This is a genomic window from Runella sp. MFBS21, assembly GCF_029433105.1.
In the GTDB taxonomy this organism is placed as follows: domain Bacteria; phylum Bacteroidota; class Bacteroidia; order Cytophagales; family Spirosomataceae; genus Runella.
The window spans coordinates 104,001-121,587 of the sequence record NZ_JARNTW010000016.1; the positions used below are offsets into that span (position 1 = coordinate 104,001).

General features: G+C 42.8%; 15 protein-coding genes. 9 read left to right on the top strand and 6 right to left on the bottom strand.

Annotation, left to right across the window (positions count from 1 at the left end; all coding sequences use genetic code 11):
- Together P1X15_RS23995 and P1X15_RS24000 are read left to right on the top strand one after the other, a co-directional pair.
- On the top strand, positions 1-822 hold the full coding sequence (locus P1X15_RS23995) for an AraC family transcriptional regulator (RefSeq protein WP_277340675.1): 822 nt from the start codon (positions 1-3) through the stop codon (positions 820-822).
- Between the two features lie 126 nt (positions 823-948).
- Positions 949-3,159, top strand: coding sequence for a carbohydrate binding family 9 domain-containing protein (locus tag P1X15_RS24000; RefSeq protein ID WP_277340676.1), 2,211 nt, complete (start codon positions 949-951; stop codon positions 3,157-3,159).
- Between the two features lie 2 nt (positions 3,160-3,161).
- Here the strand turns inward: P1X15_RS24000 and P1X15_RS24005 are convergent, their stop codons facing one another.
- A complete protein-coding gene (locus tag P1X15_RS24005) occupies positions 3,162-4,001 on the bottom strand; it encodes a hypothetical protein (protein ID WP_277340677.1) in 840 nt (279 codons plus the stop codon).
- A 92-nt stretch (positions 4,002-4,093) separates the two neighbouring features.
- On the opposite strand from P1X15_RS24005, the gene P1X15_RS24010 reads away from it, so the two are divergent.
- From P1X15_RS24010 to P1X15_RS24020, 3 genes are all read left to right on the top strand, one after another.
- A complete protein-coding gene (locus P1X15_RS24010; protein WP_277340678.1) occupies positions 4,094-4,396 on the top strand; it encodes a hypothetical protein in 303 nt (100 codons plus the stop codon).
- Between the two features lie 30 nt (positions 4,397-4,426).
- Complete coding sequence (locus tag P1X15_RS24015) at positions 4,427-8,287, top strand: SNF2-related protein (protein WP_277340679.1); 3,861 nt, start codon at positions 4,427-4,429, stop codon at positions 8,285-8,287.
- 83 nt (positions 8,288-8,370) lie between these two features.
- Positions 8,371-9,048 carry an SGNH/GDSL hydrolase family protein gene (locus P1X15_RS24020; RefSeq protein ID WP_277340680.1) on the top strand — a complete coding sequence of 226 codons (678 nt, stop codon included), beginning with the start codon at positions 8,371-8,373 and terminating at the stop codon, positions 9,046-9,048.
- Between the two features lie 86 nt (positions 9,049-9,134).
- Here P1X15_RS24020 and P1X15_RS24025 read toward each other — a convergent pair whose 3' ends face one another.
- Entirely contained in the window at positions 9,135-10,352 is a 1,218-nt protein-coding gene (locus P1X15_RS24025) for a pyridoxal phosphate-dependent aminotransferase (protein ID WP_277340681.1), read from the bottom strand.
- 88 nt (positions 10,353-10,440) lie between these two features.
- On the opposite strand from P1X15_RS24025, the gene P1X15_RS24030 reads away from it, so the two are divergent.
- Entirely contained in the window at positions 10,441-10,917 is a 477-nt protein-coding gene (locus P1X15_RS24030) for a methylated-DNA--[protein]-cysteine S-methyltransferase (protein ID WP_277340682.1), read from the top strand.
- Between the two features lie 125 nt (positions 10,918-11,042).
- Here the strand turns inward: P1X15_RS24030 and P1X15_RS24035 are convergent, their stop codons facing one another.
- From P1X15_RS24035 to P1X15_RS24050, 4 genes are all read right to left on the bottom strand, one after another.
- Complete coding sequence (locus P1X15_RS24035) at positions 11,043-11,597, bottom strand: fasciclin domain-containing protein (protein WP_277340683.1); 555 nt, start codon at positions 11,595-11,597, stop codon at positions 11,043-11,045.
- A gap of 182 nt (positions 11,598-11,779) precedes the next feature.
- Positions 11,780-12,973, bottom strand: coding sequence for a threonine synthase (locus tag P1X15_RS24040; protein WP_277340684.1), 1,194 nt, complete (start codon positions 12,971-12,973; stop codon positions 11,780-11,782).
- A 69-nt stretch (positions 12,974-13,042) separates the two neighbouring features.
- On the bottom strand, positions 13,043-13,948 hold the full coding sequence (locus P1X15_RS24045; protein ID WP_277340685.1) for a LysR family transcriptional regulator: 906 nt from the start codon (positions 13,946-13,948) through the stop codon (positions 13,043-13,045).
- Positions 13,949-14,027: 79 nt separating this feature from the next.
- Entirely contained in the window at positions 14,028-15,227 is a 1,200-nt protein-coding gene (locus tag P1X15_RS24050; protein WP_277340686.1) for a DUF418 domain-containing protein, read from the bottom strand.
- A 304-nt stretch (positions 15,228-15,531) separates the two neighbouring features.
- Between P1X15_RS24050 and P1X15_RS24055 the strand changes: the two genes are divergently transcribed.
- Genes P1X15_RS24055 through P1X15_RS24065 form a run of 3 tightly spaced genes read left to right on the top strand, consistent with a single transcriptional unit; the run spans position 15,532 to position 17,582 of the window.
- A complete protein-coding gene (locus tag P1X15_RS24055) occupies positions 15,532-16,308 on the top strand; it encodes an SDR family oxidoreductase (protein WP_277340687.1) in 777 nt (258 codons plus the stop codon).
- Entirely contained in the window at positions 16,305-16,658 is a 354-nt protein-coding gene (locus tag P1X15_RS24060; RefSeq protein WP_277340688.1) for a hypothetical protein, read from the top strand. Before P1X15_RS24055 ends, P1X15_RS24060 begins: the two co-directional genes overlap by 4 nt.
- A 15-nt stretch (positions 16,659-16,673) precedes the next feature.
- The gene (locus P1X15_RS24065; RefSeq protein ID WP_277340689.1) at positions 16,674-17,582 is read left to right on the top strand and encodes an AraC family transcriptional regulator; all 909 of its coding nucleotides are present in this window, start codon (positions 16,674-16,676) and stop codon (positions 17,580-17,582) included.
- Positions 17,583-17,587 lie beyond the last annotated feature (5 nt).

Here is a 17,587-nt window from a genome sequence, read left to right on the forward strand (position 1 = left end):
ATGGAACACGTATCGAAACATTTAACCCCCGAAATAAAACTCTCGTGTTACGAGGACAAATTTTTTAAGTCTGAAATTGTCTTTGACCAACACATGCTGGTGTGGTTTATTTCGGGAGAAACCAAGATTGTGCAGGCCGAAGCCACACATCGCTTTCAAACGGGAGATATTTTTCTCATTCCGAGAAATAAACCCGCCACCATTATCAACTACCCCAAAGACGGCTTGCCCCACAAAACGGTTGTGATGCTTTTGACTACTCAAATTCTAAGGGATTTTTACAAACACATTGACGTAAAAACCAAAATAACGGCCGTCCCCAAAATTCGCAGTTTTACGCATCATCCTTTGTTGGAAAGCTGTCTGGCGTCATTGATTCCTTACTTTGAGATGAAAGAGCCCTTTCCCGACTATCTGGCGTCGTTGAAACTGACCGAAGCCATCAGTATTTTAAGAACCCTTGACCCAGAAGTAGATAGCATACTCGCCAATTTTGACGACCCGTATAAAGTCGATTTGATTGGTTTTATGGAAAAAAACTACATGTTCAACATGCCCATTGAGAAATTTGGCTACCTCACAGGCAGAAGTTTAACGACTTTCAAACGCGATTTTAAGCGAGCGTTCAACACTACTCCCCAAAAATGGCTCACGCAAAAACGACTAGAATTGGCCCATTTTCAAATTGCCGAACGAAAATTAAAGCCGCTTGAAGCCTGTTACGAAACGGGGTTTGAAAACCTCTCGCATTTTTCGTTTGCCTTTAAAAAACACTTTGGCTACGCTCCGACTGACGCCTTCAAGTCATATAAGACTGGTTAAGGGATTTTTATCTAACCAAATTTTAGCACACCATTTATCCCCCCTCATAATCTTCTACTGTTTGTCACCTGTGGTCTTTGATTATTTTTATAAATTTGCACCACTTATTGATAGACAGCCATTTATATGATTCGTTTTTTACTTTCTTTGTTGATTCTCTATCCTAATTTTTTGTGGGCGCAAGACGCCGAAATTTTCAAACCTGATTCGGCCAAAAGAACCATTGAAGCACGGCAAATCTCCACTTCTTTACGCCTAGACGGACACTTGTCAGAGGCAGAGTGGCAAGGCAGTTTCGCTTCTCCTTCCTTTACCCAAATCGAACCTTTTCAAGGAAAAGAACCTACGCAGCATACCGAAGTAAAAGCCCTTTACAATCGACAATATCTCTATTTTGCCATTTTTTCTCGTGATAGTCTAGGCAAAAAAGCCCTGCGAGCGACGGATTTTAAGCGTGATTTCAACTCGCGTCAACATGATTTTGCAGGTTTGGTTTTCGACGGTTTCAATGATAAGCGCAACGCCATGGCGCTTATCACCAACCCGTACGGAGTGCAGCGCGATTTGTTGTCGTTTGATGATCTCTTTTATGATATTGATTGGGATGGCCTTTGGCGCGTGCGAACTTCCCGCTCAGATTCGGGTTGGGTGGCCGAAATCGCGATTCCGTGGTCTACCTTACGCTATCCCAAAACGACCTCTACCGTTCAGGATTGGGGTTTCAATGTATTCCGAAGTCGTCGCTTGACCAATGAGCAATCTTCCTTATCGCCTTATCCGCGTTCGTTTTCGGCCATGCGGATGGAGTATGCAGGTATTTTGAAAAACTTGCAACCTCCCCCACCCAAACCCAACATCAGAGTTCAACCTTATTTGCTGGCTTCCTACGACCATTATCGCAATTTTGACCCCAGCATAAAGCCCAAAGACACCAATTATAAACTCGGAGGTGAACTCAAATGGGCGATTAACCCCAATACGGTGTTAGATTTGACGGCCAATACAGATTTTGCCCAAGCCGACGCCGACCGGCAAGTCAACAATGTTACGCGGTTTTCGGTCTTTTTTCCAGAAAGACGTCAGTTTTTCTTAGAAAACGCTTCCCTCTTTGGCGCGGGTGTGGGGCCTAATGATGATTTGTCGGGCGGTAACATGCGGGTTCAGCCTTTTTTTAGTCGTCGTATCGGCCTCGACGACAGCGGCAACCCTATCCCGATTGACTTTGGCGGAAGGTTTGTGTATCGCTCCCTCAAACGAAATTATGGTGCTTTGCTGATGCGACAAAGAGGCGTGGGAGATACGCCAGCTACTCATTTTTTTGTGGGACGTTTTTCTGAAAATTTCGGCAAACAAAACCGAATCGGGGGAATTTTTACGCTCAAAAATCGACCCGATGGTACCAATATGACCAGTACTATCGACGGTTTTTTCAGACTCAGTGAATCGCATTCACTCAATACCATGCTGGTTCATTCTACGACCACTTCCACTGGTCAGCAAGGATTCGCTGGTTTTGCGCAGTATTACTATACCACAAACCAATACAAAATCTGGTGGACTCAATCAATCGTGACCAAAGACTTTAATCCCGAAATGGGATTTGTGTCACGTACTGATGTGATTGGTACCACTCCCGGAATTTTCTTTTATAACCGAGGCAAGTGGCTTCCTTTCAAAAAACTCATTCGCGCCTTTGAGCCAGGGCTTATGACTGAGTTTTACCATCAAGCATCTACTGGAAAGCTTATCGAGCGTCAAATCAACATCAACCCTATCTGGCTCAACTTTCAGCGCGGGGGATTTTTTGGGTACCTTATCAATCCCACTTTCCAGCGGCTCACTGAGCCCTTCCAGCCCTTGGGAGTTAAAATCGGGCTTGGTGATTACCACTATGTGCGTCATCAAATTTATATCGGCACCGACCAATCTAAGATTCTAAATTTCAGTGCCGACTATAATTGGGGCAGTTATTTTGATGGTAAACTCAATAACCTTGATGCAAAACTACAATTTGCCCCACTTCCTCATTTGTCTATTACTGGGCGATTTAACCGTAATCATTTTGATAAAGTAGGAGAAAATCAAACCACTACCAACGTAGATTTGTACAGTGTAGAAGGGCGTTTTGCACTCAATCCCCGCTTACAACTGATAGGTTTTTACCAAAAAAATTCAGAAAATAACTCCCAAAACTACAACATTAGGCTCTCGTGGGAATACCAGCCTCTTTCTTATATTTATGTAGTATTTAATCACCGAGGGTTTGATACTATCACCAACCTCAAACGCACCGAAGACCATGTGATTGCCAAAATAAGCTATTTAAAACAGTTTTGAGGTCATAAATCATAATTGCTACGGTAAGTATCACGCACAAATAAGTACCTAAGCGCTACCCCAAACTGATAACTCTTAGGCTGTAGGCTCAAGACTGATTTGTTTTCTTCCACGCCGTTGACAAACAGCTGCGTTGTAGATTCCAAGGCGGCTGATTTGGCATATAACATACGACCATACGCCACTATCTCAAATTTTTTTCCAATACGCCCCACAAACTCTACCCCGCCTTCGAGTTCGACTTTGGCACGTCCTGTCGTGTACGATTCATTTTCAACGATCAGGGTATCGACGCCATTATGAGCTCCGGAGCGCGATAATCCATAAAGCTGAAATTGTTTGAGTGTCTGTAATTTACGGGTAGGCGTCCATACCATCCCACCCGACACATAAATCCCCGAGCGTTTTTGAACAAATCCTAATTTTACGACCCGCCATTTGAAACGTAAAGGGATAGAATGCTGTAAGTCCGTTATTCGGTACCGAAACGACGGCGAGGCCCTTACCCCCATCAGGGCATTGGAGGGATTTCGGGTGTATCCCAATTCAAGTGCCCACTTAAGATTGTGTAAATAGCCCACATAGGCTCCTGCATAGCTATCTGTGTATCCTTTTTGAGGAGAAAGCAAGCCTAGCAAATTGTTGGTTGCTGACGCGCCATTCCATTTACCTCCTCCCTCGATTCCCATGTACCAATGGTTTTTGCTCAATACTAAATCTGGATGGGTCACAAGGACGGGGGTTATGTATCGTTTTTGAGGGCGATAATAATCTTCTATTTGAGCGAAAGCGACTACTCCCAAATTACTTAACAATAACCCCAATAGTACAAATCGAATCATGAATTTCAGCGTTCTTGTTTCATTTTCAATATACGACTAAGACGCATTTACCGTTGCAAAGGTGGGTAGTTTTGTCGTAATTCGCGCACATTATGATATTATCCTTTCCATATTCCGAAATCAAGTCGCCTTTTCAAGTCGGCGACCGCGTACAAGTCGATATACTTACCCTCTATCGCAAGCCACCCTACGAGTTTGTGGAGGGAGTGGTATACCAAGTACGCGTAGATTTCCCTCTACTTTCAACCACCAAACGGGGCTTTTCGTTTACGCTTTCAGAAGTTAAATTTAGATACGGTATTCAGCCCGACACTGTCAAATTCCCTAAAATGAAAGAAGTCGAAAATGAACTTTATGATGTTCCGGAAGAGTATTTAAGAGAAAGCGTATCATAAAATTCATCGACATCCTGACAAAACCTACCTATGGCTTATTATAAAGGCTTAATTTTAGAAAGTTTGGCCGCTCTCAAAAAAGAAGCTTCGAGCGCAGTTCGCCAGCGCGCCCATGAAATATACCGAAATGGCGGCGTAAAGATTGTGAGTTTTGACGGGGAGTTCTACGGCGCCAAGTTCAAAGTAACTAGCCAATCTAGCTCCGAAAAATACGAAGTAGAATTCTCCAGCATGGACGACCCCGAAGCCATAGAGTGCTATTGTGATTGTCCTTCCGAAAACTATCCTTGCAAGCATGGTGTAGCCGCCGCGATAGCCTTAGAAGAGCATATCAATCGTGATTTTGGTCAAGCCAAATCTAGTACAGTACAAGACCTCAAAAAAATCATCATCGATATATCGGAAGCCTCACGCCAAGCACCCAAGAAAAAAATTGAGTTTCTAAAACCCACCCTTTTTCAAATGAAAGCATCGACGATGGTACTTAGAAACATCGAAGATAGCCAAATTCAACCTCAGGTTCCGATAAGCTTTTGGCCTAGTCGCCGGCATTATCTCAATATAAGCTCCCTAGAGCAGCGTGCAAGCTATGAAAAGTTTGAGCTATCTCTCAAAAAAAGTGGTGCCTACCAGATAGCTATCCAACGGCTCGAAAAACACAAATACCAGTTTTCGTGCACCTGCCACCAAGAGCTCACTTCCCCACTCTGCGAACACATGATGGGCGTGCTAGTTTGGCTCCAAAAACAACGCGGCCCCTTCGCACTAGAGCTGCTCAAAGATTGGACATTAGAAAAAAATGCTCTTTTGGCAAAATACGGTTATTCCACCAACGACAACCTATCGGGAAAATTTGATTTCAAACTCTCTCCGTATGGGCAGCTCGAACTCATTGTGGTAGACAAAAGTATTCAGCCAATTACGGGTATCAAATGGGAAAATATTCTCAAAAGTACCCTACCTATTAAGTCCCCACATCCATTTGTACCCATTGAGAATCATCCTGGGACACAGGTCTTTGTTTATTTATTTGAACAATTTAGCACCCAACAACTCCCCTTTTTTGAAATAGAACTGGCTCAAGGACATCTCAATAGCAAAACAGGAAAAATCACCAATATCCAGCGTATTGGATGGAATGATAAGGATCGCCCCGTAGGAGACGCCATCGACGCCGAAATCCTCAAAACTAGTCGATTATTGACTCAAACGTTTTTGCATGACACCCTTCGGCAGCGTGGCCACAAAATCTCAAACTCCTCATGGAACCTCAAATACAGTAGTGAAGCGATGGATGATGCTATCGAAATCACGGGGAAAGTTCTCGAAAAGCTTTTTCCTTTGATGGTGGGACGAGCGATTCGTATCAATACAAAAACAGATTCTTATGGCACTGCTGGTACAAATGTCGAAATCCACGAAGCACCCCTTGACCTACATTTCAAACTCAATCGAAATGAGCAAGAAACAACTTTAGAGGCTTTTGTAAGACGCCAAAACGATGACCTTATCCCTTTTCAGGAGTTAAAAGATGTAGGTACGTATTGGCTCTGCATTTTACCCAATCAACAGTTGTGCCGCTTTCGTTCGGCAGCGGCGGCAAAAGTAGCGCGACATTTTTTTGAACTAGGAGGTGCAGTTAAGCTACGTACCGTGCGTGATGATGCGTTTTTTAACGGGTTTGTCATCCCACTAGCCGATCAGTTTTCGCTCGATTTTGGCCCCAACCAAGCCATTGTCAAAACCGAGCTTGAATGGAAAGAAGGCCGAGTGTATCTAAAAGAGGCCGACGACAATTTGATGATTGTGCCAGTATTTGCCTACAACAGCGACGACAACGACGAAGTAGAACTCTCTCGTGATTTTAGAAAAGCCCGCGTCAACGCCCTCAACGATACCGTACAAATTCAATACCGTGACCACGACGCCGAAGAAAATTTTGTGCAGTTTCTGCAAAAACAACATCCGCTTTTTGCCCACCAAACCGACGAATATTTCTATCTACCTTCCGAAAAAGTGTTGGAAAACAATTGGTTGTTTCAATTTTACGAGGCTTTGCACCAAAACGAAACCAAACTTTTTGGCTTTAACAACCTCAAGAAGTTTCGGTACAACCCCAACAAAGTAAGTTTCAAAATCCGAAACTCTTCGGGCATCGACTGGTTTGACTTACAGATTGAAATTACTTTTGGGGACCAATCTGTTTCGTTGGCGGATGTGCGCAAAGCTGTTCTCAAAAAACAAAATTACATCGAACTCAAAGACGGTTCTTTTGGGCTATTGCCTGAAGAATGGCTCGCGCAGTACGCCCAGCTGTTTAGATTTAGTAAAGTAGACGACAAAAAAGGCGTATTACGGCTTTCTAAACAACACTTTACGATTTTGGAACGCTACAAAGAGTACATCGAAAATCCTAAGTTACTCAGAGAGTTGGATGAAAAACGCGAAAAACTGCTCAATTTTACCGAAATCAAGAAGATTAAACTCCCCAAAAACATTGATGCCAAACTAAGACCTTACCAAGAAGAAGGCTATAAATGGCTGCATTTTTTAGATGAATTTGGCTGGGGTGGCTGTCTTGCTGATGATATGGGATTAGGAAAAACCTTGCAAATGCTTACTTTTTTGCAAGAACAAAAAAACCGCAACCCCAAAGGCGTCCACTTAATAGTCGTTCCCAAAACCCTGATTTTCAATTGGCAAGCAGAAGCTGCCAAGTTTTGTCCAGATTTGAAATTATACGTCCATACTGGCCCCCAACGCAGCCGCACGACTCATATTTTCAATGCCTACGACCTCATTATCACCACTTATGGCTCGGTGAGGTCAGATATTGAGATGCTCCAAAAGTTTCGGTTTCACTACGTGGTACTCGACGAAGCGCAAGCCATCAAAAACCCTGATTCGATGATTGCCAAGGCAGTGAAACTGCTCAACGCCCAAAATCGTCTGACCATGACAGGTACCCCTGTCGAAAACAATACTTTTGACCTGTATTCTCAGTTTGATTTCTTAAACCCTGGCTTTTTGGGAAACGAAGATTTTTTCCGTACCGAATACGCCACGCTTATCGACAAATACCAAGACAAAGGTCGCGCTACGGAGCTTCGTCGTTTGATTTATCCTTTTATGCTCAAACGCACCAAGGAAGAAGTAGCCAAAGACTTACCCGAAAAAACCGAAACGGTGCTCTATTGCGAAATGGACAAACGTCAACGTAAAGTTTATAATGCTTTTCGGGACAAATACCGTGATATGATTGCGGGAAAAATGGACGAAGTGGGCCGCGAACAAGCCTCTTTTTTGATATTAGAAGGACTGCTCAAACTACGCCAAATCTGCGACTCCCCTGCCCTGCTTTCGGACGACGAAGATTATGGACACGAATCGGTCAAACTAGAAGAAATAGTGCGTGAAATCGAAGAAAATGCTTCTCACCACAAAATTGTGATTTTCAGTCAGTTTCTCAAAATGCTTGACCTCATCAAAGTCAAACTTGAACGAGACCGCATCCCCTACGAATACCTCGACGGCCAAACCCAAGACCGCGCCGAACGCGTCAACCGTTTTCAGGGAGATGACCAATGTAGGGTGTTTTTGATGAGCCTTAAAGCAGGGGGCGTAGGTCTCAATCTCACGGAGGCTGATTATGTCTATCTTGTCGACCCGTGGTGGAACCCCGCCGTAGAGCAGCAAGCCATCGACCGCGTACACCGCATAGGTCAGACAAAACGCGTTTTTGCCTATCGAATGATTTGTAAAGACACGGTCGAAGAAAAAATCATTCAACTCCAAAATCGCAAACGTGCCCTTGCCGACGACCTCATTTCGACCGAAGCAGGTTTTCTCAAAAAACTCACCAAAGACGATATCCTGGGGCTTTTTAGTTAAGCTCTGTAGCTGTTAGAATTGAGTTCATTTGGTCTTTTGTCTTTAAAATAAATACTTACTTATCCATTTTTCCGATGTCGATCATGAAAAAATTCCTTCGCTATCTCAAACTTAGCTTTTTTACACTTCCGCTTTTGGCTGCCCAACAAGACAACCCTATCCGAATCATTTTCTTTGGCGACTCTATCACCCAAGCAGGGGTAAGACCCGGCGGCTACATCGTCAAAATGGGCGAAATGCTCGAAAAACAAGGCCTTAAAAACAAATATGAGCTGATAGGGGCAGGTATCGGCGGCAACAAAGTGTATGACCTTTATCTGCGGATGGAAGAAGATGTACTCGCCAAAAAACCCAACATTGTTCTTATTTATATAGGCGTCAACGACGTATGGCACAAGGCCTCTCACGGCACCGGCACCGACCCCGACAAATTCCTGAAATTTTATGAAGCTATCTTGAAAAAACTCCAAGCGGCCAATATCAAAGTAGCCCTATGCACTCCTGCCGCGATTGGCGAACGTACCGATTTTTCTAACCAACAAGACGGCGACCTCAATCAATATTCCCAGATGATTCGAAATCTTGCCAAAAAGCACAACTTACCTTTGGTAGATTTGCGTAAAGCATTTTTGGATTATAATCTCAAAAACAACCCCAACAACGACGAGAAAAATATCCTCACCACCGACCGCGTTCACCTCAACGACGCCGGCAATCAGCTTGTAGCTGATGAAATGTGGAATGTGCTGAAAGGAATGTAAAATTTTCAACCATCTTGTTCCCATACAAAAGGGCTGTCTCAATTGATTGAAACAGCCCTTTTGATTTTTGGGTCAACCACAAACTACTACTGCAATTTTGCAACCGCTTCTTTGATGCGGCGACATGCTTCTACGAGATTTTCGTCAGAAGCAGCGGTAGAGATTCGCATACAGTTTGGGGCGCCAAAACCCGAACCTGCTACCGTAGCAACAAAAGCTTCGTTGAGCAACCACATGCAAAAATCGTCCGAATTGTTGATAGCCGTTTTGCCATCATTTTTACCAAAATAATAGCTAATATCTGGGAAGGCATAGAAAGCACCTTGGGGCATGTTTACTTTAAAACCAGGAATTTCTTTCAACAGCCCTACCACCAACCCACGACGACGCTCGTAGGCTTCGCACATTTCTTTGGCAGCATCTTTAGGGCCTGTTATCGCGGCAAGCGCGGCACGTTGCGAAATCGAACCCGTACCCGAAGTGACTTGGCCTTGCAATTTTTCTACGCCATCTGCAATCCACTTAGCCGCACCGATGTAGCCAATCCGCCAGCCTGTCATGGCATAGCCTTTTGCTACTCCATTGACTGTAATCACGCGGTCATGAATCTCAGGAATAGACCCAATACTAAAGTGACCTTGGGGTGTAAAATTGATGTACTCGTAGATTTCGTCGGCCAATACAAAAATATTATCATACTTTTCGATGACTTTGGCCAATGCCCGTAGCTCGGCTTCCGAATATACCGAACCGGTAGGATTATTGGGCGAAGCAAACATCACTACACGTGTACGCTCAGTGATGGCATCTTGAAGCTGGTCAGGAGTTACTTTGAAATCATTGTCAAAGCTACCTTCCACAATCACCGATTTGCCTTCAGCAAGCTTCACCATTTCAGAATAGCTCACCCAGTAAGGCGACAAGATAACCACTTCATCGCCGGGATTTACCAATACCTGAATCACATTGGCCAATGAGTGTTTTGCTCCCGTAGATACAACGATGTTTTCAGGCTTCCAATTTATATTATTTTCATTCTTAAACTTATCAGCAATTGCCTTACGCAAATCAGCATAACCAGCCACGGGCGAGTATCCGTGGTATCCTTCATCAATCGCTTGCTTCGCAGCTTCACAGATGTGCTTCGGGGTCTTGAAATCGGGTTCACCGACACTCAAGCTAATCACTTTATGACCTTGTGCGGCCAATTCGCGTGCTTTTTTGGTCATCCCCAACGTAGAAGATTCCTCAAGCGCGTTAATGCGGTCGGCCAATAAACTGGCCGTTTCGACGACAGCAGACATATTTAGTTGTTTTAAAAAATTTGCCCGCAAAATTACAATTCCATGCAAGAGTTTCCTACTTTTATTTTAATTTTATCAAACTACCCCTATGTCTGTTGCATATTTGCAAACACCCCTTGGAGTAACTTACATTGAAGGTGATGCCGACGGTATTAGAGAAGTCAGTATTCTAGATGCCTCTCCTGAGCTTTTGACGAATATGATTCCGCCCGAATTACGGCAAGCCCATCAGCAGCTAAGCGAATATTTCAGAGGAGAGCGCAATACCTTTGACCTACAGCTCAATCCTCAAGGTACCGATTTTCAGAAAAGAGTTTGGGAAGAATTACTAAAAATTCCTTTTGGCCGTACTATTTCCTACTTAGAGTTAGCGCGTCGTTTGGGGGACGAAAAATCGATTCGGGCAGCCGCTGCTGCCAATGGAAAAAATCCTATTTGGTTGATAGTGCCCTGCCACCGCGTCATTGGCTCAGATGGCAGTCTTACGGGCTATGCTGGGGGACTTTGGCGCAAAAAATGGCTCATTGAATACGAAAAAGGCGGCCTTCAAGGAAGTTTGTTTTGAAACCACCTACTCTCTCCCAACCACACCTAGCTCTTCATATATACAAAATAGCGGCAGAAAATGACCAAGTCACCTCTACCGCTATTTGACCTCACATTGCTCACTTCACGATTGTTCTACATACATTACGAACCCGCTCCTGGCATTACTACCGTATCAATCACATGAATTACGCCATTGCTTTGATATACGTCTTTGATAGTGACGGTCGCCATACCACCCTTCTCATCAGATAGCACCAATTTTTTACCTTTCATCATGGCCTTAAGCGTACCCCCTTGTACAGTCTTGAAAGTGGCGGTCCCTCCTCCTGCTTTGATCGCCGCTGCGATAGCCTTTGAATCCATTTTGCCCGCTACTACGTGATAGGTCAAAATGGTGGTCAATGTTTTTTTGTTTTCGGGTTTTACCAGTGATTCTACCGTGCCTGCTGGCAATTTATCAAAGGCCGCATTGGTAGGTGCAAACACCGTAAAAGGCCCTGCACTTTGGAGAGTTTCTACCAGACCTGCCGCTTTCACAGCCGCTACCAATGTAGTGTGGTCTTTAGAATTAACGGCATTTTCAACGATGTTTTTGGAAGGGTACATGGGTGCACCACCCACTTCTACGGTTTTTTCTTGGGCAAAAGACGCGCTGACAAACAACGCCGAAACGAAAAACATTACGATTTTTTTCATGATTGTTTTTGATAAAAATTAGTGTTTACAATTGGTTAGTTGTGGTAATTTTCATTACGAACAGACTTACGTGAATCTGCTTCCCCACAGATTTCATCCTAAAAAAAAAATTACCAAAAAACACCCAAAGCACTATTTATCAGATATTTACATAATCATACTCTTATTATATTTCGCTATATTTATGGTCTACGGCTCCATTTTCCTTTGAGATTGTCCAAGTATTTTTGTCCTGAACCCGTGTTTAAAAGAAGGACTTGATCATCGGACTTCAACCAAGCTTGTTGTTTTAGTTTTTTATAAGCAGCCCAAATAGCCCCTCCCTCCGGCGCTACAAACATCCCTTCATATTTACCAATTTCCCCCACACCATCTACAAGTTCATCTTCCGATACCGCCACTGCTGTTCCGTTAGATTCTGTCAAAGTTTGCAGCATAAGAGGTTCGCCAAGAGGTCGAGGCACTGCCAGGCCATTCGCCAAAGTAGGCTTACCGACGTATTGTCGGCTATTGGTTTGTTTTCCCAAAAATGTATCCACAACCGGGCTGCAATTTTGACTTTGCACAGCAACCATCCGTGGTAAGCGTTGTGTATCTGACAACCAACCTAAGGTTTGCATTTCACGAAAAGCTTTCCAAATGCCTATCAAACCCGTGCCTCCCCCTGTGGGATACAGAATCACGTCGGGCAACTTCCAATCAAACTGTTCGGCAATCTCGTATCCCATTGTTTTTTTACCTTCCAAGCGATAAGGTTCCTTCAAAGTAGATACGTCAAAATACCTACCGTCCTGATTGAGCTCTTGTACTTTAGCAGCACAATCATTAATTAAGCCATGTACCACGATGACCTGCGCGCCATAAGCCCGACATTCTTCCTTAAAAGCCTCGGGAGTATGGTCAGGCATCACGACGATTGCTTCCAGTCCCGCACGTGCACAATAGGCCGCCATCGCGACTCCAGCATTGCCTGCTGTCGGAACAATACAAGTTTGTATGCCCAATTCTTTGGCTTTTGAAATAGCCATACACAATCCTCTTGCTTTAAACGAACCTGTAGGATTGAGCCCTTCGTCTTTTAACCACATCGAAGGCAGGTCATAACGGCGGGCCAATTGCGGAAGAGATAGGATAGGCGTATACCCTTCCCCTAAACTTACTTGATTTTCTTCATCTATCACAGGCAATAGCTCTCGATAACGCCAAAGATTTTTGGGTCTTGTCAAAAGCCGTTCTTTAGAAATGGGTGCTAGTTGATAGCGGCTCAATAAAGGAGCCTGACAGCAAACGGATAAAGTATGAACAATGGAAGGTAGATAGGTACATCCGCAAGAAGAGCATTCCAATTCTTCCAATAGCGACGAGGTGTGTATCATTTGCATGAGGGATTTTTTCCGAAAATTAGTACCTCACCTCTACCCCGTCAAACGCTTTTTTGTAATGAGTTATTCCATTTTTGCATAGTATCTCTGCGTAAAGCGAATGAACTCATTGACCGACGTATGATTTTCAGTGCCTTTACGCTGGATAAAAAAGAAAGTCCGCTCAATAGTAAGTTTTTCAACTTCCACCTCTACCAATTCACCCGTTGTCAGCTCTTTGGAAATTGCCCTCTGTGGCATAAAAGCCAAACAATGATCGGCTAGTACAAAATTTTTTAATGCTTCTGTCCCGCCCAATCGAATCAAAATACGCAAATCTGCTATTTTGATTCCATGTGCATTGAGTTCGTTTTCGACTACGGCTAGGGTACCCGACCCATTCTCGCGAAGTGCCAAGGGTATCGAAGGCAAATCCTCAAGGGTAAGTTTCCGGTAGCGAAGGGGGCTATTTTTTGAACAAACTGCCACAACTTTATCTTGAAGAAAGGGAGTATAAGTCAGCGTATTGATACGATGCAGCCCCTCCACAATCCCTACGTCGATTTCATGTTCAATCAAAGCTTTTTGAACATTATTTGAATTTCGGTTGAGAACACTTATTCGCAAATTAGATTTCAAACGTAAATAGGCCGACAATACGGGTGGAATAACATACAAACTAATGGTGGTGCTGGCACCAATAGCCAGTTTGGTCATCGGCAGAAAATTCTCGTTGACTTGACGCAATTGTTCGTGAAGCTCCTCCTTCAATTGTGTGGCTTCCAACAATTTCCGATACAGGATATTGCCAGCAAGTGTCAACGAAATCGTATTCCCATGTCGTTCAAACAAACCTGTTTTATAATGATATTCCAGTGACTTGATGTGTTTACTGATAGCTGATTGGCTTAAAAAGAGACTTTGCCCAGCTTTTGTAAAACTTAACGAACGAGCCACTTCCATAAATATTTCGTGCTGAAGAGAGAGCATAAAAAAAAAGATATTTCCCAAATAGAATACATGAAGCCGTTTTTTTAAAAAAACTACCCACACCATCAGCAAGTCATTCCTAGGAGGTCTTTGACACCAAAGCACTTGAAAGTTTTCTCCACAGATTTTCGACGAGACCTGTTTTGTAGTATCTAAGCCAAATAGTACTAAAAAGAAGTTGGAAACAATAAATCGGAATTACCCAGATGAAAGTCTCTAGTAGCGTCAATTTTCCTGAAAAACCCAACGCGTAGCCATAAAACAATATCATACACAAAACGGTCTGCATCAGATAGTTGGTCAAACCTATCTTTCCAGCATTGCTTATCCACTTAAAAATTATGGAGGTGCTTTCAAACAAAAAGACAGAGAGAAATATAAGGTAACAAACCGCGATAAAAGGAACGGCTATAAAATTGGCCAACGAAATAATGGATTCTTGCCAAGGTTCAGGCAGACCTTCGAGTACTTGTATGCCCAATATATTTAAGCTGGCAAAGGCTTTGAGTAAAAGTGCTAACGGAAAAACAAAAAAGGCTATTTTCAGCATCTTTTGCTTTAGTGCTGGAATACGTAAGAAGAAGTTACTTTTACCAGCGATCAGTCCAAGTATAAACATCACTAGATAATGAGCAATTCCGGATAATCCATTTTTTAGACCCATAAACCAAAGCATCGCCACTCCTAATTTCTGCATACCAACCACCGCCGCAAACGAACCGTGTTGCCATGTATTTAGGACTTGCATTATCACGGGGCTTATTTCGTGGCTATCGGTGTTGGGGGGAGTCAAAAAGATAATGACAGTCCGCAGTACCGCCGAAAATAGCATGATTCCTGCCATCCATTGGTAAAGGGTTTTAGTGGATTTCTTGTTAAAATAAAGGAGCGTAAATCCAAACAAAGCGTACTTGTGCAGAATATCTCCAAACCAAAAGATAAGTCCATGAATGAGCCCCAAAAGCAGAAGTATCCACAAACGACTTTTGAATATTTTAGTGCTATTGAGTCCTAATTGCTCATTTTTCTGAGTCAGCATATAAAACCCAAGACCAAACAAAAAACTATAGATGGTATAAAACTGAGCATTTACTAACACATGAAATACAAACTGCAAAGGAGCATAGGACTGGGGCTGGTCTAGCTGCAACTGATCGACTTGCGATGGTTCAAGAAAGGCAAACAGGGCATAAGTCTGAATATTAAACACAAGTATTCCAAACAATGCTATGCCGCGAATTGCATCAATCACCTGAATTCGCTGACTGGTGTGTGTCATCTTTAAAAGTTTTTCTGGGTTGGTTGAGGTTTCTAGGCCTCACAGCACTAGAACCGCTAAATTAGCGTATTTTAGGATGTTTTCGATTCCTATCCATACAATTCAGCATTCATTTTCTTAATTATTACCTCTTTTCATCCAACTAGCAGACTCTCTGCTTTCACATCAGCCATGTGAACGGATTTTTGAAGGCATTTCTGTTCAAAATCGACTTTATTCTTTTTGACTAAACCAAAAGTTGTTTTGACTAAATCTGTCTTATGATTGCTGACGACCTTTGTATCATCAATTTAAAACAGAAAAAATGGAACTAAAAAATAGCACCATCCTTATCACAGGAGGAACGAGCGGAATCGGTTTAGAGTTTGTAAAACAACTTACCAACGAAGGAGCCAACATCATCGTGACAGGCCGTAACTCGCTCGCATTGAAAGAAACCAAAAACAAGTTTCCCCATGTACATACTTTCCAAAGTGATGTAAGCAATCCTAAAGACATTGAGCAACTTTACAAAGACGTCACCCAACAATTCCCTCAGCTCAATATCATCATCAATAACGCCGGCCTGATGCGGTTGATAGACTTGCAAGACAGCCGTTTGGACTTGGAAAATATAAACCGTGAAGTCGCTACCAATCTTACGGGTACCATCCAAATGGTGCATCAGTTTTTGCCTCATTTGTTGAAGCAAAAATCGGCGGCGATTGTCAATGTATCCTCAGGCATTGCTTTTATGGCTTATTCGTCGGCTCCTATTTATAGCGCCACCAAAGCAGGCGTACGTGCCTATACGCAAGCCTTGAGATTACAACTAGAAGATACCCATGTGAAAGTATTTGAAATGATACCTCCTGGTGTGAATACCAACCTACAAAATGACTGGGCCGTTAAGCCCAATCCCGGTATGATGATGGACGTAGATAAAATGGTAAGTGTTGCTATTAAAGGGCTGTTGAAAGATAAATCAGAACTCAAACCGGCAACAATTAGTGTAATAAAAATCTTAAGCAGGCTTATACCCAATACACTTTTGAAATTTGGACATAGAGAGTTTAAAAAATTTAAAGCAAACAAAAAATGATAAAGAACCTTATTTCTTTGGCGCTATTGATCGTGTCGGTAGCCCTCAGTTTCAAGCACGGGTGGGATACTTTTAATTATAAAAACAATCCCCAATCCTTAAAAATGATGGATGAGTTGGGCATCAGTGAATCGGTCATTCCTCTAATGGGCGCATTGACGATTTTGGTTGGGATTTTGCTGCTTATTCCTAAAACATTCTTTTGGGGCAATGTCCTAAACGCCATGAGCATTGTGTTGATAATAGCCTTGGCGTTGCGAGCTGGGAATTTAAAAATGGTATTGATAGAAATTCCTTTTTTGATAATGCCACTCATTATGATTTGGCTAAAATATCCTTTTAAAAAGTAGTATTAACTTTGTACTATGGCACATTCAACACCTTACAGAATAAAGTCCATCACCGAAATTCATCGGTTGATGGGCTTACCCAAGCCTCAGCATCCCCTTATTGGCACCATAAATTTAGCAGGATTACAGGCTCATCCCGACATACAAGCGGTGTGTTTTGACTTGTATGTTATTTCTCTCAAAAGAAATTGCGACAAACTTCACTACGGCCAACAACGCTATGACTTTGATGAAGGCTTAATGGCCTTTATGTCGCCCGGACAGCTATTGCGAGGCGAAGCAAACGGCCCTTCCGAAAATCTGGAAGGATGGATGCTATTTATACACCCCGATTTTTTGTGGAGTACAAGCCTTGCAAAAAAAATAAAGCAATATGACTTCTTTGATTATGCCACCCACGAAGCCTTGTTTTTGTCGGACAAAGAAGAAACGCTCATCAATGGTATTATTGAAAACATCAAAAACGAATACGAATCCAATATCGACAAATTTAGTCAAGACATCATCGTTTCTCATTTAGAAACCCTGCTCAACTATGCCGAGCGGTTTTATCAACGTCAGTTTATTACCCGAAAAAAAAGTAGTCATCAGATACTTGACCGTTTGGAAACTTTGCTTTCCGACTATTTCAATGATGATGATTTAATATCAAACGGCTTGCCCACGGTTCAATATATTTCTGAGCACCTGCTTGTATCGCCAAGTTATTTGCGGAGCTTGCTAAAATCCCTGACTGGACAAAGTACCCAACAGCTCATTCATGAAAAACTAATCGAAAAAGCCAAAGAGAAACTTTCAACCACCGACTTAACGGTCAGCGAAATTGCTTATGAATTGGGGTTTGAGCATTTGCAATCGTTCAGTAAGTTGTTTAAAACAAAAACGCAATTGTCTCCCCTAGAATTTAGGCAATCGTTTAATTAAACCCA